The organism is Candidatus Flexifilum breve (assembly GCF_016713355.1).
This window is the reverse complement of the sequence record NZ_JADJPI010000035.1, coordinates 682803-704742: the sequence shown is the minus strand read 5'-3', so window position 1 is coordinate 704742 and position 21940 is coordinate 682803. Positions and strand designations below refer to the sequence as shown.

The 21940-nt window shown below is 59.4% G+C and carries 20 protein-coding genes and 1 pseudogene; 15 read left to right on the top strand and 6 right to left on the bottom strand.

Translation table 11 applies throughout. The features are described 5' to 3' along the window. Positions 1 to 90: 90 nt before the first annotated feature. From IPK17_RS26060 to murI, 12 genes are all read left to right on the top strand, one after another. The gene (locus IPK17_RS26060; protein WP_343420616.1) at positions 91 to 960 is read left to right on the top strand and encodes an RNA polymerase sigma factor; all 870 of its coding nucleotides are present in this window, start codon (positions 91 to 93) and stop codon (positions 958 to 960) included. After that, positions 863 to 1744 (top strand): pentapeptide repeat-containing protein, encoded by an 882-nt coding sequence (locus tag IPK17_RS26055; RefSeq protein WP_343421510.1) that lies wholly within the window; start codon positions 863 to 865, stop codon positions 1742 to 1744. The genes IPK17_RS26060 and IPK17_RS26055 overlap by 98 nt, the downstream gene beginning before the upstream one ends. Before the next feature lie 81 nt (positions 1745 to 1825). Further along, the gene (locus IPK17_RS26050; protein ID WP_343420615.1) at positions 1826 to 3088 is read left to right on the top strand and encodes an MFS transporter; all 1263 of its coding nucleotides are present in this window, start codon (positions 1826 to 1828) and stop codon (positions 3086 to 3088) included. Between the two features lie 87 nt (positions 3089 to 3175). After that, positions 3176 to 3505 carry a hypothetical protein gene (locus tag IPK17_RS26045; protein WP_343420614.1) on the top strand — a complete coding sequence of 110 codons (330 nt, stop codon included), beginning with the start codon at positions 3176 to 3178 and terminating at the stop codon, positions 3503 to 3505. 6 nt (positions 3506 to 3511) lie between these two features. Next, positions 3512 to 4333, top strand: coding sequence for an undecaprenyl-diphosphate phosphatase (locus tag IPK17_RS26040; RefSeq protein ID WP_343420613.1), 822 nt, complete (start codon positions 3512 to 3514; stop codon positions 4331 to 4333). A gap of 135 nt (positions 4334 to 4468) precedes the next feature. Further along, complete coding sequence (locus IPK17_RS26035; RefSeq protein WP_343420612.1) at positions 4469 to 6370, top strand: sensor histidine kinase; 1902 nt, start codon at positions 4469 to 4471, stop codon at positions 6368 to 6370. 7 nt (positions 6371 to 6377) lie between these two features. Then, positions 6378 to 7502, top strand: a complete 1125-nt coding sequence (locus tag IPK17_RS26030) for a hybrid sensor histidine kinase/response regulator (protein ID WP_343420611.1) — start codon at positions 6378 to 6380, stop codon at positions 7500 to 7502. Positions 7503 to 7692: 190 nt separating this feature from the next. Next, a complete protein-coding gene (locus IPK17_RS26025) occupies positions 7693 to 8523 on the top strand; it encodes a LysM peptidoglycan-binding domain-containing protein (protein ID WP_343420610.1) in 831 nt (276 codons plus the stop codon). A 2-nt stretch (positions 8524 to 8525) separates the two neighbouring features. After that, the gene (locus IPK17_RS26020) at positions 8526 to 9056 is read left to right on the top strand and encodes an NUDIX domain-containing protein (RefSeq protein ID WP_343420609.1); all 531 of its coding nucleotides are present in this window, start codon (positions 8526 to 8528) and stop codon (positions 9054 to 9056) included. Positions 9057 to 9126: 70 nt separating this feature from the next. Beyond that, positions 9127 to 9498, top strand: coding sequence for a 50S ribosomal protein L19 (gene rplS / locus IPK17_RS26015; protein WP_502749067.1), 372 nt, complete (start codon positions 9127 to 9129; stop codon positions 9496 to 9498). Between the two features lie 3 nt (positions 9499 to 9501). After that, on the top strand, positions 9502 to 10245 hold the full coding sequence (locus IPK17_RS26010; protein ID WP_343420607.1) for a gamma-glutamyl-gamma-aminobutyrate hydrolase family protein: 744 nt from the start codon (positions 9502 to 9504) through the stop codon (positions 10243 to 10245). Positions 10246 to 10256: 11 nt separating this feature from the next. After that, positions 10257 to 11048 carry a glutamate racemase gene (murI, locus tag IPK17_RS26005; RefSeq protein WP_343420606.1) on the top strand — a complete coding sequence of 264 codons (792 nt, stop codon included), beginning with the start codon at positions 10257 to 10259 and terminating at the stop codon, positions 11046 to 11048. Here murI and IPK17_RS26000 read toward each other — a convergent pair. Both IPK17_RS26000 and IPK17_RS25995 read right to left on the bottom strand, forming a co-directional pair. Further along, a complete protein-coding gene (locus IPK17_RS26000) occupies positions 11043 to 13280 on the bottom strand; it encodes an ATP-binding protein (RefSeq protein ID WP_343420605.1) in 2238 nt (745 codons plus the stop codon). The genes murI and IPK17_RS26000 overlap by 6 nt on opposite strands. Positions 13281 to 13299: 19 nt before the next feature. Continuing rightward, the gene (locus IPK17_RS25995; protein ID WP_343420604.1) at positions 13300 to 14673 is read right to left on the bottom strand and encodes an ATP-binding protein; all 1374 of its coding nucleotides are present in this window, start codon (positions 14671 to 14673) and stop codon (positions 13300 to 13302) included. A 159-nt stretch (positions 14674 to 14832) separates the two neighbouring features. Between IPK17_RS25995 and IPK17_RS25990 the strand changes: the two genes are divergently transcribed. The 3 genes from IPK17_RS25990 to IPK17_RS25980 are packed head-to-tail and all read left to right on the top strand — an operon-like array spanning position 14833 to position 17037. Further along, positions 14833 to 15858, top strand: coding sequence for a radical SAM protein (locus IPK17_RS25990; protein WP_343420603.1), 1026 nt, complete (start codon positions 14833 to 14835; stop codon positions 15856 to 15858). Continuing rightward, on the top strand, positions 15855 to 16442 hold the full coding sequence (locus IPK17_RS25985) for a hypothetical protein (RefSeq protein WP_343420602.1): 588 nt from the start codon (positions 15855 to 15857) through the stop codon (positions 16440 to 16442). The genes IPK17_RS25990 and IPK17_RS25985 overlap by 4 nt, the downstream gene beginning before the upstream one ends. Then, positions 16393 to 17037 (top strand): class I SAM-dependent methyltransferase, encoded by a 645-nt coding sequence (locus IPK17_RS25980; protein WP_343420601.1) that lies wholly within the window; start codon positions 16393 to 16395, stop codon positions 17035 to 17037. Before IPK17_RS25985 ends, IPK17_RS25980 begins: the two co-directional genes overlap by 50 nt. On the opposite strand, the gene IPK17_RS25975 is transcribed toward IPK17_RS25980, so the two are convergent. The 4 genes and pseudogenes from IPK17_RS25975 to IPK17_RS25960 form a co-directional block, all read right to left on the bottom strand. Then, a complete protein-coding gene (locus tag IPK17_RS25975; protein WP_343420600.1) occupies positions 17027 to 17248 on the bottom strand; it encodes a hypothetical protein in 222 nt (73 codons plus the stop codon). The two genes, IPK17_RS25980 and IPK17_RS25975, sit on opposite strands and share 11 nt — an antisense overlap. A 173-nt stretch (positions 17249 to 17421) precedes the next feature. Continuing rightward, positions 17422 to 19134, bottom strand: a pseudogene (locus tag IPK17_RS25970) (glutamine--tRNA ligase/YqeY domain fusion protein). Positions 19135 to 19397: 263 nt separating this feature from the next. Then, positions 19398 to 20210, bottom strand: coding sequence for a c-type cytochrome (locus IPK17_RS25965; RefSeq protein ID WP_343420599.1), 813 nt, complete (start codon positions 20208 to 20210; stop codon positions 19398 to 19400). 61 nt (positions 20211 to 20271) lie between these two features. After that, complete coding sequence (locus IPK17_RS25960; RefSeq protein WP_343420598.1) at positions 20272 to 21774, bottom strand: alkaline phosphatase PhoX; 1503 nt, start codon at positions 21772 to 21774, stop codon at positions 20272 to 20274. Positions 21775 to 21940 lie beyond the last annotated feature (166 nt).

The window sequence follows — 21940 nt, the reverse complement described above, 5'->3', positions numbered from 1 at the left end:
GCCGGATTCCGCTCCCTTGATTAAAGCACTTTGCGCGAATTTTGAACACTTTTGCGCGGGCATCCGTAAATCCCTGTAGACAGGGGAGTGATGACCGTGACAGAAGCTGAACTACTGAAGCTGGCTCAAGAGGGCGACTACGACGCCTTTGAGGCGCTCTACACTGCCTTAGAGCCGGGGCTGGCGCGGTTTGTTCGGCGCTTGATCGGGGATGGGTACGAAGCGCAGGATGTCGTGCAGGACACGCTGATGTCCCTGTACGTGAACCTCGTGAAGATCGACCCACCCGAAAAGCTCCGCCCATATGTGTTCCGCATTGCGCGCAACCGCTGTTACGACATTCTGCGGCGGCAGGGACGTTTCGAACAGGTGTCGATTGACGCCGACGAGGATGACGGGATGAATGTACGCGTGTCGTTCCAACTGGCGGACGACCGCGCGCAGCTGCCCGAAGAAGTATCGCACTGGCTGCTGCTGCATCTGGAAGTCACCGAGGCGATTGAACGCCTGCCGGAACTTCAGCGTCAGGCGCTCATCCTCTACGCCGAAGAAGAGCTGTCGTACGCGGAAATCGCCGAAGTCATGAACGTGAGTATGGGCACGGTCAAATCACGCATCTTTCACGCCAAGCAAACGCTTCGCCGTCTGTTACGGCCGGCAACGCTCGAAGCGATTGAAGACGAAATTGACGATGTACCTGTCGCCGCATTAGTGAAAAAGCGGGATACCCCCGCAGGAGAGGAAGTTGATCATGGACGAAACGAAGATTCAGAAGCTTCAGCAGTATCTGCAGGCGCTGAAGGCGCTGCAGCGGTCGGTGGAACGCGCGGTGCAGATGGACGTGTTTCAGGGGACGGGGCGGATGGCCGTCAAACAGTACAGCGGAATTCAGCGCAAAGTCGCCGAGCTGTATCCCGACGACTTTTACGTGACGGACACGCTGACGCTGGAGCTCGATGAAGAGATCGCGGAGCGCCATATGCTCAGTCAGGTGCAGTTGGCCGCTGGGCAGATGGTCATCTACCTGGAAGGCCTGCTGCGCGAGCAGAATGCAGGCGGACGCGGCTTTGAGTTCCGCGGCGATCTCAATATCGACCGCGGCGACTGGCGCGGCATCGGGCGCGAAATTCAAGAACAGATGATGCGGCTGACGCGCGAGACCATTCAGCGAGCCGTATCGAACATCGACGTGGACGTGCAGACCAACCGCGGTGAAAACTACCGCGATGCCAACCTCGAAGGCGCGACGCTGGACGGTGCGAACTTCAGCGGCCGCAACCTGCGCGGCGCGAATATGACCGGGGTTCACGCCCATATGGGCAACTTCAGCGGGGCGAACCTGAAGGATGCGTTGCTCGAGGGCGCGGATTTCGAGGGATCGAACTTCAGCGGCGCGAACCTCAAGAACGTGAACGCGACCGGGGCGCGGTTTGCGAACTGCAATCTCACCGGGGCGAACTTCCGCGATGCCGTCCTTGAGGGGGCAAACTTCACGGGCGCGCGAATTGACGGCGCGAACCTCGTGGGGGCGATCCTCGAAGGCGCGACGCTGCCCAATGGCGAAGAATACCAGCGTGAATCGGATCTCAACCGCTACCATGCCTCGCATTCGGAGTCGGGGCGGCGTATCCGCATCGAAATCGATACGGAGGATGACGACGAAAAGCCGAAGCGTCAGCCGCCGGAACCGCCGGTGCCTCCGGTTCCGCCCGTGCCGCCGGTGCCGCCGCACGACCGCTTCTAAACACCTGTACGGGTTGACAGTTCCCGTCACGCTGTCCTTGCGGTATGCTGATAGCCTCATCAGCCCGCAAGGACAGTTTTTATGAGCCGCTACCTCCAGTTACTGCGCGAAAATCCGCATTTCACCCGCCTATGGTTGTCTCAAGTGATCAGCATGACGGGCGACTGGTTCAACACCGTCGTCCTGTTTGCGCTGGTCGCCGCGTACAGTCCCGGCCGGGAAGGAGTGGCAGTCAGCTTGTTTGTGCTGGCGCGCGTGGTACCGCCCATGCTGATCAGCCCGATCACCGGCGTGTTGGTGGATCGGCTGAATCGCAAGCGCCTGCTGATCTGGAGCAACGTACTGCGGGTGTTCGTCGTCGCCGCGCTGCTGATTACCACACAGGGGCCGGAATGGCTGTGGCTGATCTATGTGCTGACGGTGGTGCAGTTCGCGATCTCGGCGGTGTTTGAACCCGCGCAGTCGGCCTTGCTGCCGATGCTCGTGCCGCCACAGGATTTGATTGTGGCGAACACCTTGGTGAGCATCACGTGGTCGTCGATGCTGGCGATTGGCGCGGTGATCGGCGGGGTGGTGGCGACCGTGCTTGGCGCGTATGCCGCTTTGATCTTCGATGCGTTGTCCTTTGCCGTCGCCGCGTGGTTGGTGCTGCCGATTGTGCCGCGCGTGATCGCCGTGGTGCAGGAGCACGCGCACACAGCGGATACGAGTTTCCGGGATGGCCTGCGCTTTTTGCGGAGCAGGCCGCAGTCGGCCATGCTGCTGCTGGCCAAGTTCGGCATGAGCCTTGGCAACGTCGACACGTTGGTCGCCATCTATGCGACGCAGATCTTTGTATATGGAGAAGGCGGCGGTCTCGGCCTCGGCCTCATGTACAGCGCGTTCGGGGTGGGCGCGGTGATCGGCCCGCTGATCTTCAACCGCTTCAACGACGGGTCAATTAAGGTGATGCGCCGCCTGATGCTCGTCGCGTTTTTCGGCGCGGTCGCCGGGTGGTTGACGCTCGGTTCGGCCTCCACGTTCGTGCTGCTGTGCCTTGGCTTGTTCATCCGCGCGGTGTGCGGTTCGACCAATTGGACATACAGCACGATTGCGCTGCAAAAGACCGTGCCCAACTTGTACCTCGGGCGGGTGTTCTCGCTCGATATGGCCGGTTTTTACTTGGCGACGGTCATCAGTACCGTGGCGCACGGCTGGTTGATCGACGCCGTGGGCAGCGCGAACGTGCGCTTGATCGCGTTGGGCACCGGCGTGGTCGCGCTGATTCCGGCGCTGATTTGGCTGCTGCTCACACGGCACTTCGAGCAGCGTGAACTAGAGCCCGCAACCGCTGCGGCTGACTGATGCGGAAATCCGAACCTTAATTTGATTCTTTTGCCGTTAGGCGTAGAGTTGAGGAAAACACAAACTATAGTTTTATGGAGTAAAGTTGTGGATACCCTCACTACTACCCGCACTGATGATGTTCGCCGCATTTACCGCCATTGGAGCCACCGCTCGGAACGCTACAGCGGCGGTGATACCCTCACCACAGCCATCGAGAGTGGTTGGCGCATTAAAGGCGTAATCTTCCGGCAGGAGTTTTGGCTCTCCGGAGTGCGCCGTGTGTGCCTGTTCCATATCGATCTGGAACGGGATGGCGAAGATGCCAAAATGCTGGTCATTCACAATCCGTACGTCATACGCTATATTCGTGAACTCGGGGCGCAGGTTGTGCAAATCAATCAACGCCGCCAAACGGATTTTGACCGCTGGTCGTGAGAGCCTATGCTAATTGACCTTCTGAAAGTCGTCGTTCTCGGTATTGTTGAAGGGATCACGGAGTTTCTGCCCGTATCCTCCACCGGACACCTGATCGTCGCCACTGCGCTCCTCCGCCCGAACTTCAGCGAAGCGTTGGAGGGCACATTTGAAATCTTCATCCAGCTCGGCGCAGTGATCGCGGTGGTCTTCTATTACCGGCGGGACTTGATTCAGCAGGTCATGACCGTGCACAAGGATGCCGGTGTGCGCCGCCTGTGGTTAGCCATCGTCATCAGTGCGATTCCAGCCGCGCTGGTCGGCTTTCTCTTCCGCGACTTCATCAAAGACGTGCTCTTTCACCCGCTGACGGTTGCCATTTCGCTGATCGTCGGCGGGATATTGTTCATCGTGCTCGAACGCTGGTTCGCGAACCGTCCCACGCCGACCACGACCGCGGTCACGGCGATTACGTGGCGGCAGGCGGCGGTGATCGGCGGGCTGCAGGCGCTCTCGCTCATCCCCGGCGTTTCACGCGCGGCCACTTCGATCTTCGGCGGCATGTTGACCGGGCTGGATCGGCAAACAGCGACCCGCTTCTCCTTCTATCTGGCCATCCCGATTCTCGGCGGCGCAACCATCGTCGACCTGCTGCTCAGCCTCGACGAAATCAGCGGTAACGACGTGATCTTCCTCGCGGTCGGCGCGTTGGTCTCCGGGTTGGTGGCCTTCCTCGCTATCAGTTGGCTCCTGCGTTTCATCGCCCGGCGCGACTTCACCGCGTTCGGCATTTACCGCATCTTAGCGGGCAGCGTGATTTTGATCTTGATCGCACTTTCCTTAATTTAGTCTGAAGTATTACAACCTTTAGACTTGTCACTTCAATTTCGCTTTATACTCGAAACATAAGCAGAAGTGGTTCCGCCGAGCAAAGGATGTCATCAGGCTGTGCCACACCTACCAACAGGGTATCTGGATTCCCGCATGGCAGACAGACTTCGTGGCAACCACGATCCGTATATCAGCTCTCAACAGACTGTTCGGCTGAAACGGCGTGCACGTCCGAGCCAAGCATCTGGTGAGGCGCTGCCTCTGCCGGCTGAGGTCGAGGAGGAGCTGCGGTTTGCGCGCGGTGTCTACGCGACGACGGCTTTGCTCACCCGCGTGCTGGATCCTGAACTCACGCTCAAATCTCTGCTTGAAAAGGCGCTCGCGGCCATTGATCACGACCGCGGCACGATCAGTGTTTTTTTTGGTCATGAAGCGCGCATCGTTACCGTATGTGGCTATACCCCGGAACAAACAGCGGCGCTTCAGGGATTCCGGTTGTCAACCAGTGGCCGCTCAATTCAGGAGAGCATGACCAATCGGATGCCGATCATCGTGCCCGACACGCGGACACAGCCCGATTGGGTGTTTGCGCCCGGTCTGGAATGGCTGCGTTCGCATCTCAGCGTGCCGATTGTGGCGCATGATCTCGTGATCGGGCATCTGGGCATCGACTCGGATCAGCCGAAGGCCTTCAGCGCCAAGTATGTGGAGCGCCTGCGGGTCTTCGCGGACTTTGCGGCCGTCACCCTGGAGAACTCACAGCTGTACGATGAGCTGATGCGCGACGCAGTCGAGAATCAGTCGCTGCATCGGGCGACCGCCTTTCTCTTCAAGGTGAACCTGTTCACCGCGGACAACCTGCTCGAGGTTGGCGAAGAGATCGTGCGGGCGGTCGTGGTGGAGTTCGGCGCGGTCGACTGTGGTTTGATGCTGCTCGATGCCGAGACCGGCCACCTGACGCGGCTTGCCCGCGCGGGGGAGTTTCAGGTGCAGGCGAATCAGTCGCTGCATATCAACGGGCATGGCCTCGTGCCGCGTGCCCTGCGCACGGGCGACATGGTCTATGCGCCGGATGTCACCAGCGACACCCACTATGCGCCGAACAACCCGCTGACCCGCTGCGAGTTGGTCGTTCCGCTGCGGACCGCGAAGGGTGTGATCGGCGTGCTGGACTTGCAGAGCGCCGACGTCGATGCTTTCAATGACTCCGACCGCCGCTTGCTGACGGCGTTTGCCGAACGGGTCGCCGTCGTCATCGAGAATATCATCCTGTACAACCAGGTTCGCGAGCACGCCGATAACCTTGAACGGCGCGTCGCCCAGCGCACGCGGGAGCTGAATCGCGCCTTGGAACGCGAACGCGAGCTCAGCGACCTCAAGTCCCGGTTTATCGCCCGAGTGTCGCATGAGTTCCGGACGCCGCTCGCGGTGATGAATACGGCGAGCGACCTGCTCATGAACTACGGTGATCGCATGAATGACGATCAACGGACGGAAAAGCTGACCCGGATTCGCAATGAAGTCAACAGCCTGACGCTGATGCTCGACGATATTCTGACGATCAGCGTGAACGGGGATGACGGCAAGGCCACGTTCCGCCCGGACATGTTTGACCTGAAGCATCTGGCGGGCGAAGCGGTTCGGTCGCTGCGCGGAGGCGCGGGGGCTGACCATGACCTGCACTATGAGTATTCCGGACAGGCGTACCTGTATGCTGACCCCATTTGGATTCGCCGCATCATCCAAAATCTGCTCTCAAATGCGGTGAAGTATTCCGAGCCCGGTAGCCCGATTTTTCTAGTGATCAACTGTACTGAACACGAGACCGTTATCCGTGTCCAGGATCAGGGGATAGGTATCCCCGAAATGGATCAACCCCATCTGTTCGACGTGTTCCACCGCGCCGTCAACGTTGACAATGTAAGCGGAACCGGTCTAGGGTTGGCGATTGTTCGGCAAGGGGTAGAATTGCATGGCGGCGAAATAACCTACTCCACGAAACTCGGCACGGGTACCACCTTCGTTATTACGCTTCCACATAAGTCTACGAGATGATGAAGTGATGAAAAAAATTCTAGTCGTTGAGGATGCACAGTCCCTCCGGAAAGACATCGTCGAGATGTTGGGCTTCGAAGGTTTCGAAGCGATTGGGGCCGAAAATGGCCTAGTAGGTGTTGATCGTGCCCGGCAGGTTCTGCCGGATCTGATTATCTGCGACATCATGATGCCGGGTCTGGATGGTTATGGGGTGCTCGAAGAGCTGCGCAAGGACACCCTGACCTCAACAATCCCGTTCATCTTCCTGACCGCCCGCACGGATCGGGTCGATGTGCGGCAGGGGATGGAACTCGGCGCCGATGACTTTCTGACCAAACCGTTCCATGCGGCGGAGCTGCTCGCCACCGTGCGTACGCGGCTGAAGAAGCAGGAAGACCACGACCAAAAGACCAAAGTGGAAGTCAGCAAGGTCACGAACAACATCATGATCGCGCTGCCGCATGAACTGCGCACGCCGCTGAACATCATCCTCGGCTTCTCTGACCTCATGATGATGGACGCACCGAACATGGACTCGGATCGGATCGCGGATATGGCGCGGCTGATCAACAATGGTGCGCTGCGCCTGCTGCGCGTAATTGAAAACTTCCTGCTGTACGCGCAGATCGAAGTAGTGCTCACCGACCGCAACCAGATCGACGAATACCGCAAGCATTACAGCATCTATCCGCACCTGTCGATTGCGCGCAACGCCAAGCATCAGGCGACACCCGCGGGGCGCGTCGACGACTTGCAGTTGGAATTGGATGAAGTTGATGCCGTCAGCCTGTCAGAAGAACTCCTGAAGAAGATCATCGAGGAGTTGATCGATAACGCCTGCAAGTTCTCCAACGAACATTCGGCGATTGTCGTCAAAGGCAAAGTCGAGGGTGATTTCTATGTGGTGAGCGTCTCCAACACGGGGCGCGCTATGACGCCGGAACAGATCGCGAAAATCGGCGCGTACATGCAGTTTGAACGCCGCATCTACGAACAGCAGGGCACAGGTCTGGGGCTGGTCATCTCCAAACGCCTGATCGAAATGCATGGTGGTTCGTTCAACATCGAAAGCGTGCCTGACGAATCGATCACGGTCCAGATTCGGATGCCGATCAAGTATGATGCCCCAGCGCTCGACAAAGGGGAGTGACGCTCGCGTTGTCCTTTAGAAGAACTCCGCTATAATAACTAAGTATAGGACCGCGTTGCGCCTGTGAGGGGGAATTTCATTCATGCGAGCAGATTGGACGCATAAGGGCTTGTTAATCCTGTCCCTTCTAATTGTCATATTTGCGTCGGGCTGTTTCCAGTCTGCTGGTGGGGCGCTGGAAGCGACCAGCGTGGCTCAGTCGGCACCGACTTTTACGCCGACGGCGAGTGAAACCCCAACCGAAACGCCGACGCCGTTCCCCAGCCTGACGCCCACCGAAGATCAGTCGATCATCGTGCTGACGCGCGTCGTCACGGCGACCGCGACGCCGACGGTTCCGGGCGGCACCGAAGTCGCGGATGTGGCGCTGCAGGATATCGTCGCGGAAACATCCACGGCCATTTTCCTGACCTCGAATGCGCAGTTCCAGCCGCTGCAGGCCGCCACGACGGAAGTCCCGCCCGTGGTTGACCCGCTGCTGCTCTCGGCGACGGCGATCATTCGTAGTTCGACGGAGACGGCGGCCGCGCCGCTCACGCAGACCGCGCAGGCGCTGCTCGGCATCACGCCGACTTCAGCCTTTTTCCCGACGGCGACTACCGCCGGCGTGACCGCCCCTGCGGTCGTCCCCTCCGGCGCAGATTGTGTGCACGAAGTGCGCGCGACCGATCGCAACCTGTTCCGCATCGGCCTGAACTATGGTGTGACCTACCAGACGCTGGCGACCTATAACAACCTCGTCAACCCGAACCTGATCTACATTGGACAACGGTTGGTGATCCCCGGCTGCGGCACCACGGGCAATATCCCCCCGGCGACCTCCACGGCGACGACGACGGGCGGTGGTGTGCCGGTGACGCCGATCCCCGGTGGCGGCGCGGGTACGTATATCGTGCAGGACGGCGACACGCTGTTTGGCCTCTCGCAGCAGTGGGGCCGCCGTGTGATGGATATTGCCGCAGTCAACGGCATCACCAACGTCAATCTGATCTATATCGGGCAGACGCTGGTCATCCCGTAACCATGCAGGAAACGGTCCTCAACTCTGAAGAAATCTACCGCGGGCGCGTCATCCAGCTGTCAGTGCTGGATGTGCGCCTGCCCAATGGCAAGACCTCGCGCCGCGAACTGATTAAGCACCCGGGTGCCGTGGCGATCATCGCGCTGGATGCGGCGAACAACGTGCTGCTCGTGCGGCAGTTTCGCATGGCGGCGGATCGTGTGATGATGGAAATCCCGGCGGGCACGCTCGAACCGGGCGAAGATCCGCTGGTGTGCGCCGAACGTGAACTGCAAGAAGAGACCGGGTACCGCCCCGGCAAGCTGGAAGCGTTCGGCGGCATTTACGTCGCGCCCGGTTACACCTCTGAGTTCATCCACCATTTCATCGCCACCGATCTGACTGAATCACGCTTGGAGATGGACGATGACGAGTTCATCGAAGCCTCGTTTGTGCCCATGACGGAAGCGTTGGCGATGATCGAGCGCGGCGAGATTATTGACGGCAAAAGTATCAGCGGTCTGTTGAAGGTGGCGCGGCGTTTGGGGCTGTGACCCTTGTGAGAGACGGTTCGCCCCTGTATAATGCGACTTGATTTTGAATGCGTACGCCCCTCCGAGTTGGATGAGCGTACTTTTTTTGACGAGGAAGCCCGTGAACGAGTTATTGAAAGCACTGGAAGCCCCGGATCGTGGGCATCCCCAGTTTGGCCCCGGCGACACCGTGAAAGTGTACGTCAAGGTGGTTGAAGGCGACCGCGAACGTACCCAGATGTTTCAGGGTGTCGTGATCCGCTACCGTGGTGGTGGCAATGATGCCAACTTCACCGTCCGCCGTATCGCGACGCACGGGATTGGCGTGGAACGTACGTTCCTGCTCAAGAGCCCCCGCGTCGAAAAGATCGAAGTGACCCGTAAGGCGAAAGTGCGCCGCGCGCAGCTCTACTACCTGCGCGATGTTCGTGGCAAGGCGGCACGCCTGAAGGAAAAGCGCTAGGCCGTGCGTCCGCTCATCGGGATTACTGCTTCAGACGTCTATGCGGAACGGGGCAAGCTGTATCATCGAGCGTATGCGCTGAATGCGTTTGCGATCGCGGATGCTGGCGGCTTGCCCGTCTACATTCCACCGGGACTCGAACTCTCTCTCCTGCGTGAGCTGTATGAACGCCTTGATGCGGTGCTGCTGCCCGGCGGGCCGGATGTTGATCCGGTTGAATACGGGCAGGAACGCCACCCGCAGACCAAAATCATCGATGCGCCGCGCGACGCGCTCGAACTGACGCTCGCGCGCTGGACGGTCGAAGATGACCGCCCGCTGTTCGGCATCTGCCGCGGTCATCAGGTGATGAATGTCGCGCTGGGCGGCACGTTGGTGCAGGATATCCCGTCGCAGGTCGAAACAACCCTGACGCATGACCTGCCAGACGAATATCCGCGCAGCACCCGCCTGCATACGGTTGACATCAAGCCGGAAAGCCGGCTTGCTTCGATTCTGGGGACGACGCAGGTCGTGGTGAACAGCCTGCATCACCAATCCACCGAAATCGCGGCGCCGGGCGTGGACTTCACCGCGTTCGCTCCGGATGGTGTGGTCGAAGCGCTGGAAATCCCCGACAAGCAGTTCGTCTTAAGCGTGCAGTGGCATCCCGAAGACCTGTATGAGGACGACGGCATGATGAAGCGCCTGTTCACGGAGTTCGTCAACGCTGCGCGTGAAAGTGCTGCCCGCCAGTCCCAGCGTTAACTGACGCGTGAATGACCGTGCCTGAAACCTCGGCAAGTAAGCGCATCGGAGTGTTTGACTCTGGTGTTGGCGGGTTGTCCGTGCTGCGTGAAATTCACGGACACCTGCCCAATATCCCCACCATCTACTATGCTGACCAAGCCCATTTGCCCTATGGCATGCGGACACCCGAAGATGTGCGCCAGCTTGTCGATCTGGCCGCTGAGTTCCTGATCGCGCATGGCGCGCGCGTGCTCGTCATCGCGTGTCACACGGCCAGCGCCGCCAGCCTGCACGACCTGCGCGCGCGGCATCGCGACATCCCGATTGTCGGCATGGAACCGGCTGTGAAACCTGCGGCGGAGCGCACGCAGACGGGTGTGATCGGCGTGCTGACCACGCGGGTGACTGCCCAAAGTGAGTTGTATCGCAAGGTGGTGGATCGCTTCGCGCGCGGCGTACAGGTCATCACCCAGCCCGCGCCGGAACTGGTCACGATGGTGGAGCAGGGTACGCAGGACACGCCCGAAGGCGAGGCCATTCTGCGGCGCTACCTGGCCCCGCTGGAAGCCGCCCATGCCGATTATCTGGTGCTGGCCTGTACGCACTTCCCATTTTTGGCCGACAAACTGCAGGCGCTGACGGACATCGCGCTGATTGACCCGGGCGCGGCGGTTGCGCGGCAGGTTACGCGCGTGCTGCCCGCCGACGTGGTGCCTGCCGACGCCGCTCACCTCTACTACACGACCGGTGATCCGGCGCAGTTTCAGCGGTCGCTCAACCGGTTGCTGGGCATCGACGCTCCGGTGCAGCAGGCGCTATGAGGTGTGCACGATGGTTGGGTCTTTGGAGACCGCTTCCGGAATCTGGAACGGCATGACGCGGCGTGCGTCTTCAGGCGGCACCACGGGCAGGCGAATGAAGAATGTCGTGCCGGGGTACGTCTGCATGTTATGACCGGGGCTTTCCGCCCAGATCTTACCGCCATGCCCCTCGATCACACCTTGCGCGATAGTCAAGCCTAAGCCGGGACCCGCGCCCATGAATTTATACGTCCCCGTCGAATGCAGGCCGGGGTCATAGGCGCGGTAGAACTTGCGGAAGATCAGCTCGAGATTCTCTTTTTCGATCCCTACGCCCGTATCTTTGATGGTAATCAGCACATAGTCCTGTTCGCCGGGCGCTTGCGCAGGTTCGAGCATGGCGGTGATGTCGATCTTGCCACCATCCGGCGTGAATTTGATCGCGTTGACGACGATATTGCGGAAGGCTTGCACCAGACGCTGCAGATCCGCCTGCACGATAGGGAGACCGCGCATGCCGCGCGCCGCCAGCGTCTGCTTACGCTGCTTGATAGCGTCGGTGAGCGGCTCAATAGCCATGCGCATGACGCTTTCCAGCGAGGTTTGCGTGAAGTGCAGATTCATCGCGTTGACATCGAGCTGGCTGACGTCGAGCATGGCGGCGATCAGTTCTTCCATGCGTTCGGTGGCCTTACGCAGATTGGAGACCAGCCCGGCCATCTTGTCCTGTTCGAGCGCGCCGCCTTCGTTGAGCGCGTCCATGATATCGGTGTAACCGCGAATCTGCGCCAGCGGCGTGCGCAGTTCGTGGCTGGCAATGGTTACGAAATCGGTTTTGACCTCGTCGAGCCGCTCCATCTGCTCCTTGGCATCTTCGAGGCTCGAATTCAGCGTTTGCATGCCCTGATTCAGCTTGCGTAGATCGGCGACGAGGCGGGCATTGCGCAGTACCGTTCCCGTCTGGCTGGCCATCGTCGTGAGCAGTTGGAAATCATGCACGGTGAACGGCGCATCGCTGAGTTTAGCTCCGCACGCCAGTACCCCGATCAACGTTTGGTCCATCAGGATCGGCGCGTAGGCACTCAGCCCGCTCTCGCGGAAGAAGGCGATCTCCGGCAGGTCTTTGAAACGCGGGTTGAATTCGAGATCAAACTGCGACAGAGAACTTCCTTCGACCGCGAAATGCTGGTACAGGCTGCCGCTTTTGGTCAGGGAGGCGCGCCCTGACCGATCCAGTAGGGCGGGCAGCAGCATGAGCTCGGCGGTGTCACCTGTTTCATTGACGAGGATGAGCGCCGACCGGCGCACGCGCAGCAGTTCGTTGAGCGCCTGTGTCGCCGCTTCGACCAATGCATTCAATTCGACGGCGTTGGCGATCTGCTGCGTGTAGCGCCGCGGGATCATTGTCGTATCGGTTTTGAACGACCCGCGCAGGGTCAGACCGATGAGCGTCTCCGCCAACTGGCGGATCGGCAGGTAGAGAATCGCAGCGGCGAGCGCGATGAGCGCTAAGACGAGCGCGGTCGGGTTGGCGTCGATGCCATCAGCGACGATCAACGCGCCGAAGATGACCAGTGTGGTGATGAGCAGCAGAATCATGATGCGGATGGTCGAGGTGAGTTCACGGCGGATGTCGAGCACGCGGTAGTTCATCTGCGCGTAGGCCGCCCCGAGCGTGCCAAACAGCAGCACAAAGCTCCCCGGAGCTCCCAGTGCGTTCGCTCCGGTGCCAACCAGGAAGATGCCGATCATGAAATAGGCCGAATTGATACCCCAGAAGAGGGCGCGGTTGGCGACTTCGGGTAGGCGCGCCACATAAAACTTATAGAAAGCCGACGCGATCAAGATGATGCCGCCGAGCGCGAAACCGCCGAGCATAAATAACGCACTCACCGGATAGGGCGGGGCGAACGCGCTCAAGACCCAGCTCGGCGTGTTGCCCAGCAGCGCCACGCTGCCGATCAGCGTGAACAGCCAGAGCACACCAAAAATCGTCCAGAGGCGCGGCACCCGGTTGGCCATGTCGCGCATGCTCAGCGCGCCATAGGTAAACAGGGTCAGCGCTTGCATAAACAGTGCCAGCGATGAGAATTCGGGATAGAGCGTCGCGGCGACGAGCGCGGAAAAGAGAATGGTCAGCGCCAGCCATGGCAAGCCGACCCGAACCCGCTGCCGCCGAATCATCAAAAAGCCGACCACGACAATATGCGCGATCAGGCACACGAGCACTAATGTGCTGGTCACTGAATTCATTCGGGCTTCCCCCAAACGATTACTTGAGGATGTAGTACGTGCCTTTTTTCGAGCCGACCTTCAGCAGGATTTCGCGCTCAACCATATCCGCCAGGTCGAGGCGCAGCGTTTCCGCCGACACCCCCTGACACAGGGAACGGTATTCACGGTTGGTGATCGAGCCATGATCGCGGATGTATTGCAGCGCTCTAGCCTGCCGGTGATTGGTGTTGCGCACCCATTCCGGCACAACTTGACGCTCTCGAGAGTTGAACAGGGTGACGGCGAAACTGTACGGACGGGCGTCGAAGTTGGGCGGCAGATGGCCGGACTGTTCCATGACTTCCATCATCCGGTCAATGCCCAGCCCGAGCTCTTCGATGTAACCCCACTGGAACAGGCCGTTGACGATGCGCGGGTTGCGGCTGAAGTGCTCGTCGACGATGTTTTCGACGGTGATGAAACCGGGCAGGCCGCCGGGGGAGATCACTTCAAGGCGATCTGAATACATGCGAATTTCGATGCGCCGCCCTTTGAGACGGTAGTCGCGGTGGCAGATGGCATTGACGATAGCTTCACGTACGGCAAACTGCGGATATTCGGTCGTCTCTTCGCGTTCCAGCCCTTTGACGACCGCGCTCACGGCCATCTCACTCCAGATGAGGTTCCACGCTGATTCGATCAGGCGGGGGAGCGGTCCGGTTAGTTCTTCGCGGCGGGTGTACCCGGCGAGGCCGTTTTCGCCGCGCGGCGTTTTGCCGACGAACTTGGCAAACACGACGCCGCTCTGTGGCAGCCAGTGCTGCGGATATTCGCTGAAGAGGAGAATACCGCTCACGGTCGGGCGGTCGGCGGTGTCAATCGCGCCGATTTCGCGCAGCAAATCGTCGGTCTTGCCGTTGAAGGGGCGCTTGGTGCGTTCCGCGCGTTTGGCGATGTACTCCTCGATCATTTTTTTGCTGAGATCGTCTTTGGTTGCGCCGGGGACTGGTTCGCTTTCATAGTCACCCGTCGACTTGGCGCTCGCAAGCTTGAGAATCTCCTGCCCGCCAAGCGGTCGATTAACTTGATCATCGCGGATGAGCACGCGGCCATCGCTCAGGGCATGCAGTTCAATACTGCGCGGCACCCGCAGCGCGTAGACTGTGCCGTTATCTTCCGCTTCAACCGGTTCCCAGTTCCCTGTGACGATTGAGGGGCTGCACAAGCTGTCCGCCTCTTTGAGCGCTTTCGGCAGGGCTTCGCTCTCAATCTTCACGCCTGCGTCGCCGTTGTGCTTGAGTCCCACCACCAGCGTCCCGCCTTCGGTATTCGCAAAGGCGACGAGCGTCTCGGCGATTAACTTGGCATCCGGGATTTCGATGAAGGCTAAACGTGGACCAGGTCCATTCTTGAGAAAATCGGGATTTAGCATAAGAAGACTCGGTGGGCGGCTAGACGTAGTTCATTTTAGCACGTTTTGGGGATCGGCAAAGGGACGCTTCAGTCCCAGCTTAGTGCGGAGGGTCGACAGCCTGTTTTCAATTTCTAAGACAGTGATGATCTCGCGCCGCGGAGTGTTATACTGGAAGGCATGGGCGCGAAGCATTTACTCAACCTGACCGGAGATCACCTCCGGACACTGCCAATCGTGATTCTATATTTGACCGATGGCTGTAACAGCCGCTGCGTCATGTGCGATATCTGGCGCAACCCCCGCCGCAATATGTCTATGGAACTCGTCGATACGATCGCCGCCGATCTCAAACGCCTGGCTGTTAAATGGGTGGTGCTGAGCGGTGGCGAAGCGATGCAGCATCCCCAGTGGCCGGAGATTGCGCGGCGGCTGCGGGCGGAAGGCGTGCGCGTCATCCTGCTCACCAACGGGCTGATGCTGCGCCGCCAGATCGATGAAGTCTTGGCGAGCGTCGACGAAGTCGTCGTCAGCCTAGATTCCGGAACGGCCGCCACCTACGCCGCCATTCGCGGCGTGGACGCGTTTGACCTCGTACTGGATGGCATTCGCGCCGTTCGCGCGGGCGGGTTGCCCGTCACCACGCGCACCACCGTGCAACGCGCGAACTACGCCGAAATCCCCCTGATCATCGAAGTGACCAAATCCGCCGATGTCAATACGATCAGCTTTCTGACCGTGGATGTCAGCAACCCGCATGCCTTCGGATCACGCCTCATCCCTGTCGAACAGCAACTGCCGCCGACCGCGCTGCTGCCGGACGATGTGCTGCATCTGGAACGCCTACTGGCGGAGATCGAAGTACGCTTCGCTGAAGATTTCGCCAGTCACCGCATCGCTGAGTCGCCGGACAAGCTGCGGCAGATGATCGCTTATTTCCGCGCGCTGTACGATGAAACGGCTCGGTCTCCTGTTGTCCGCTGCAATGCGCCCCATCTCTCCACGGTCATCGAAGTTGATGGGTCGCTGCGCCCATGTTACTTCCTGCCGACCATGGGCAGCCTGAAGATCGACGCCTTGCCACAGGCCATCAATGGGGCGGAAGCGATCGCACTGCGCCGGGCATACCGGAAGGGCGAACGACCCGAGTGTGAGCGTTGTGTGTGTCCGTTGTACAAAGGGGGGCGAGCGCTGCTCCAATTATGATTTATCTTGTGCTGATCACGTTGGCGAGTTTCGCCTATTTCGGGCGGAACGTCCTCATTCTGATGGGCTGGATGAAAGCGCCCTTGCTGCGTAAACTGGAACAGTACGGCGTGGTCGATGACAGCTACACTGTGATGCCGGAACTGCTGATGAGCTTTGTGCTGCTGCTCTTTGGCGTTACGAGCCTGATCATCGAAAGCTTTTTCCGGTCTGTGCTGCCGGTTGTGATGGTAGCGCTGATCTATCTCATCGCGTGGCTGATGCTGCGTTCTCGGCGCTTCGCGCAGCAGTTCCCATTTCTGTTCATGGCGCTGCCGCTGTGGTATGCCAATTTGCGGGAACGGACAACGCGCGAGGAACGCCGCCGGATCGCGTGGCGCTGGCTGTATTTGCCCGCGCGCACCCGCCTGGCCTACAGCGCCAATGATCACGCGTTTCAACTGTGGGCAGATCTAATAATCATCGGAACGGTTTCCCACACGGTCGAAGACAAAGAGACGACGGCGATTGCCGAGGGGAACTTAAGTGAGACCTATGTTACGTTTGCGCGGGTGGCTTCGGGGAAAACAGCGCCCACTGCCTAGCACGGCGGCCTATGCGCTGTGGGCAGCGAATTATCCACCGCACGCCCACAACCCGCTGATGGAACTGGAACAGCGGGCGGTCAGCGCCTTGCTGCCGCCGCTGACTGGCGCGCTCGTGCTCGATTTGGCGGGGGGAACGGGGCGTTATGGTCTGCTGGCGCAGGAACAGGGCGCGGCACGAATCATTTCACTCGACAACAGCCCGGATATGTTGGAACGCAATCCGCTCACAGGTCGGGTCTGTGCGACGACCGAGGCGCTTCCTCTGGCGGATGCATCCATTGATGTGATCGTGTGCGGTCTGGCGTTAGGACATTTGCCGGCGTTAGGCGCGTCCATCTGTGAGATTGGGCGCGTGCTGCGGCCGCACGGCGTGGCGCTGATCAGCGATGTGCACCCCTTTGTCGCCCTGAATGGCGCTGAGCGCACCTTCACTGGGACGGATGGCCGCGCCTATGCAGTTGAACATCATGTGCACCTGTACGAAGATTATGGACGCGCCGCGGCCGCCGCTGGCTTGCAGATCGATGCCGTCAGCGAACCGCGCTACGGCCAGTCGCCCGTGGTGATCGTGTACCGGATGGTTAAGCTTTAGATCGGCTCACGAGGATATAGACGCCAATAATCAGCGCAATGAGGGCGGGCGGAATGCACAGGGAGACCAGCAGGCGCGGCAGTGTCGCGACTCCCGCGCTGCCCATCAGCACCCATAGGGCAATGAAGGCGATGATTCCGACGACGGCCAAGATCGCCCCCGCAGTGGCGACGCGCGGCAAGTTGTTCCCGTTGAGCGGTGTGTTACTCATGACTATCCCCAAGTTCGAATTCGGCGCTGATTGTAGTCGCAAAGTGTGGGTAAAGACAGTGGAAAGTGGTCCGCAAACTGCAGCTGGTGTGGGGTAGATCGCGGGCTGAGCAATGCGCTCAGCCCGTGTCCGAAAGCTGGAAAAACAGGACGAGATCGAACTCACCCTTTGAACTAGTTGCTGCCTGCGCTCTTCTGGAGCTTCGTCCACTCATCCTTGAGCGTGACCGTGCGGTTGAAGACCAGCTTGTCCGGCGTCGAGTCGGTATCGACGGTGAAGTAGCCGAGGCGCTCGAACTGCACTTGCTTGCCGATCTCCGCACCCTTGATGCTCGGTTCGACGAACGCGCGCGCAATCACCTCTTCTGACTTCGGGTTGACGTAGTCGAGAAAGTCTTTGTTCTCGTCCATGTCCGCCGGATCGGGGATGGTCAGCAGATAGTCGTATAGGCGCACTTCGGCTTCGACCGCGTGCGCGGCGCTCACCCAGTGCATGGTCGCCTTAACCTTGCGACCATCGGGGGCATCGCCGCCACGGGTGGCCGGATCATATGTGCAGCGCAGTTCGACGATGTTACCGTCTGCATCCTTGATCACCTCGTCACACTTGATGAAGTAGGCCGCGCGCAGGCGCACCTCTTTCCCCGGTGACAGGCGGTAGAATTTCGGCGGCGGGTTTTCCATGAAGTCTTCCTGTTCGATGTAGAGCACGCGCGAGAAGGGGACTTTGCGCGTCCCTTCCGCCGGATTCTCCGGGTTGATCAGCGCTTCGAATTCCTCAACCTGAGCTTCGGGGTAATTCGTCAGCACCACTTTGAGCGGGCGCAGCACGCCCATCACGCGCGGGACGGTTTTGTTCAATTCCTGCCGGATGTAGTATTCCAGCATCTGCACATCGACCATGCCATTCGTCTTGGAGACGCCCGTCGCCTTGGCGAAATCGCGCAGCGCCTTGGGGGGCACGCCGCGCCGCCGTGCCGCCGATAGGGTAGGCATGCGGGGGTCGTCCCAACCGCGCACATGCTTCTCCTGCACGAGACGCAGCAGCTTGCGCTTGCTCATCACCGTGTAGGTGACGTTGAGACGGCCAAACTCGATTTGCTGTGGATGATGGATGCCGAGCTGATCGATGAACCAGTCGTAGAGCGGGCGGTGATCCTCAAATTCCAGCGTACAGATCGAGTGTGTGATGCCTTCAATCGAGTCGCTTTGGCCGTGCGCCCAGTCATACATCGGGTAAATGCACCATGCGTCACCCGTGCGCGGGTGTTCCGAGTGCAGAATGCGGTACAGCACCGGGTCACGCAGGTTGAGGTTTGGCGACGCCATGTCAATTTTGGCACGCAGCACCTTAGCGCCGTTCTTGAATTCGCCCGCGCGCATCCGGTGTGAATAGATCGAGGTTTTCCTCGATGGTGCGATTGCGGTAAGGGCTTTCGCGCCCCGGTTCCGTCAGTGTGCCGCGATGCTCGCGGATTTCATCGGCGGAGAGATCATCGACATAGGCGACGCCCTTCTTGATCAGCTCGACCGCCCATTGGTAGAGCTGTTCGAAGTAATCCGAGGCATAGCGCAGTTCTTCCCATTCAAAGCCGAGCCAGCGCACATCCTGATGATCGAGTCGATGTATTCCTGTTCCTCTTTGGTCGGGTTGGTGTCGTCAAAGCGGAGGTTGGTCTTGCCGCCATATTCATCCGCCAGTCCAAAGTTCAGCGTGATGGACTTAGCGTGACCAATGTGCAGATAGCCGTTCGGTTCCGGTGGGAAGCGCGTATAGACTTGCCCGCCGAAGCGCCCACTGGCGTTGTGCGCGTCCACGATCTCGCGGATAAAATCTTTCTTTCCCTCTAGGTTTTCGCTAGGGGCGTTACTGACGTCTGTTGTCATGCTGCATTCCCGTGCGTAAATGGTGTCACATCGTAATATTGTACCGCAACCACGCAAACGAGAAAGAGACTCGTTTGGCGTCCGACGGCGGCACGTTTGGGATAGCAGCTTAAGTAGGTTCTCGAAACAAATCCACGAACGGATGTAGGGGCGCACCTGTGTGTGCGCCCAAAACCGGGCAGACACATAGGTCTGCCCTACACGATGATTTTCGAGAAGGTGCTTTAGCCCTTCTAGACTTGGCTCAGCTTGAGCGTTACGACCTAATTTGCCGGAATCGCGGTATCGATACTTCGAATAAACTGGAATACGCCGTCAAGGTCTTCCGCGCTCAGCACCGCACCCCACGCTGGCATCACTGTATTGATCCGGCCATTGCGCAGCGTTTCCAGCAGTTCGTCATCAGTGTAGCCGCGCACTTGATCCGTGTGGAGACTCGGAATACCGGGCGCACCTTCTGCGTAGGCACCGTGACAACCGGAGCAGTAGAGTGCAAAAATCGCCTTGCCACGTTCAACGGGTGAGATGGGCGCGTTAGCCGCGGCCTGAAGCGCCACAGTGACCGATTCGTTGTATTCGACGACGAACTCGCCAACCAGCGGTTCGGAAAGCACCACCGGGCCAAAGTATTTCACCGCGCACTCTGTCGCAGTTATCTGCACGCGTGCCGTGTTGGAACTGATGAAAACCCCCTGAATGCCAGCTTCGGCCAATGAGGAGAACGTGACATTACACCCGTTTTGCTGGATTAAGTTCAGCGCGTTGGGCGGAATGTCCACCGGAGTGGGGTAGACGGACAGTGTACCCTGAACCGTCGCATCGGCGGCTACATCCATCCAGAGTTGGACTGGCGGGTAAGCGGGTAGGTTTGTGTGGAAGCTTGTCCACAGCCAACGCCCCGTTTGCGCGCTGGAAGCATCAATGGCGACGGCAGGCCCGAGCGTCGCAGTCGGTGGAGGTAGGGCGATGGCAGTCGCGGTGGCGTCGAGTTCCCACTGGGGCAGGGCAATTGTGCCGCAGGCGGTCAAGCCGCAAAGTGACACAACGAAGATGGCGCGAAACAGGTGCATGATCATGCGTTAGGCTCTCGACAAGACAAAAGTGGGACGAGGCCAGCGCCCCGTCCCACCGGATAGCTTAGCGATCCAGTTCGCGGATCGCGGCTTCGATGTCGGCGTCCGTCGCTGTGCCGAGTTCGATCCATTCGATCTGGAAGTAATGTTCCGCGCCAGTGCCGCCCATCTGCGTCACCTTGCCAGCATAGAGAGTCGCCGTCGACAGATCGCCAGCTTCGGCAGCCACCGAGCGGAATAGCATGACATTCGCGCCATCGTCCCCGTGGTAGACGGTCATTTCGTCAGCGGCAAATGTGCCGTTTTCGTGGCTGAAGCGACCCAAGGCGAAACGCTTGGTCACTTCGTCGTCCAGACCATCGGGTGACAGTTCGACGAGCCAGCCATAGTCATACGGATTGGCATCCGCGCCAACATACTCGCTCATGCCCGCCACATTGTTGAAGTCACTGGCAATGGGTTCGTATTCTTCCGAAGTCATACCGGTGTTCCATGGCGTTACGCTCGAACCGCAGTTCGTCCACGTGCCGTTGACGCCGCTGAAGTTGACCATCTGGCCATCAACCACTTCCCACCCGGTTTCTGACTTGATAAGGTATAAACGGCCCACGCCGCCCGGGATAGTTTCCATGTTGGTGTACAGCCAGCCTTCAGAGCCATCTTCGGCGGTCGGCAGCCACATATTGCCATCGGGATCATTGCTCACGAACATCAGCGAGCCTGTGACATCGTAAATGCCACCGAAGACGTCGCCACTGTAGCTGTTCGGAATGGGATCGCCCACGCGCGCGATGACCTGAATTTCACCCGCCGCCACGCCCGCCCGCAGCTGCGCGTCACCTTCCGGAACGGCGATCGGTTCAAAGTCGTCAGTATTGGCATTGAAACCGTTGACGACCATCACCACACCCGCGTTGTAGGGATACAGGTTGGTCGCGTCGGGGTGCTGCACGTTGAAGAAGACCGTACCGTCCGCGGCGATATAGACACCGGTCACTTCGCCGCCAGCGGGAACGTAGCCCCAGCGCTTGAGCGACTGATCAGCCGGGTTGTAAACCCAAATCATGTTATTGTGATGACGGCCACTATCTTCCCAAATCCACACGCGACCCATGGCATCGACACCGACACCATCTGGATTCGAGATGCTGTCCACATCACACCGGTTCGGGCCGTCATCGGTATTGTTCGGGCCACCGCCGATGACCAGCGGATGCAGTTCGCTCATGGTGTAGTCTTCGGCCAGGTCGGCGTAATAGACGATACCGCAGCGGTTCTCATCCACCGAGATTTCGCCCGTACCGTCGGTCATCGCGCCGGTGATGTCGCTCATGGCCATGTACAGGCGCATGTTCGTATTGTCAACGACAACCCATTCCATCTTGTTGAACTCGGCAGTCGCGCCGAGCGATGCGCCGTATGCGCGGCTTTCGAGGAAGGCTGCAAAAGGATGATCAAGTGGGATCATGTTGCCGGTGGCGTCTTGGGCGGCCACAGGCAGCACAAACGACAGAACGACGGTGGCGAACAGTAAGACGAGTGTGGACAGAATAATGCGTGACTTCATTCGTAAATCCCCCCATTTGGGCAACGACGTACAGATATGTGGCCTTTTTCAAGGCTGCCCAAAGCATAGAAGACGAAGTTTATGACAATTCCCCAGACGGATTAAGCGGACTTAATGGCGCAAGTACACATGATGTTCGTCATGATTGCACGTATGACATGCGGAG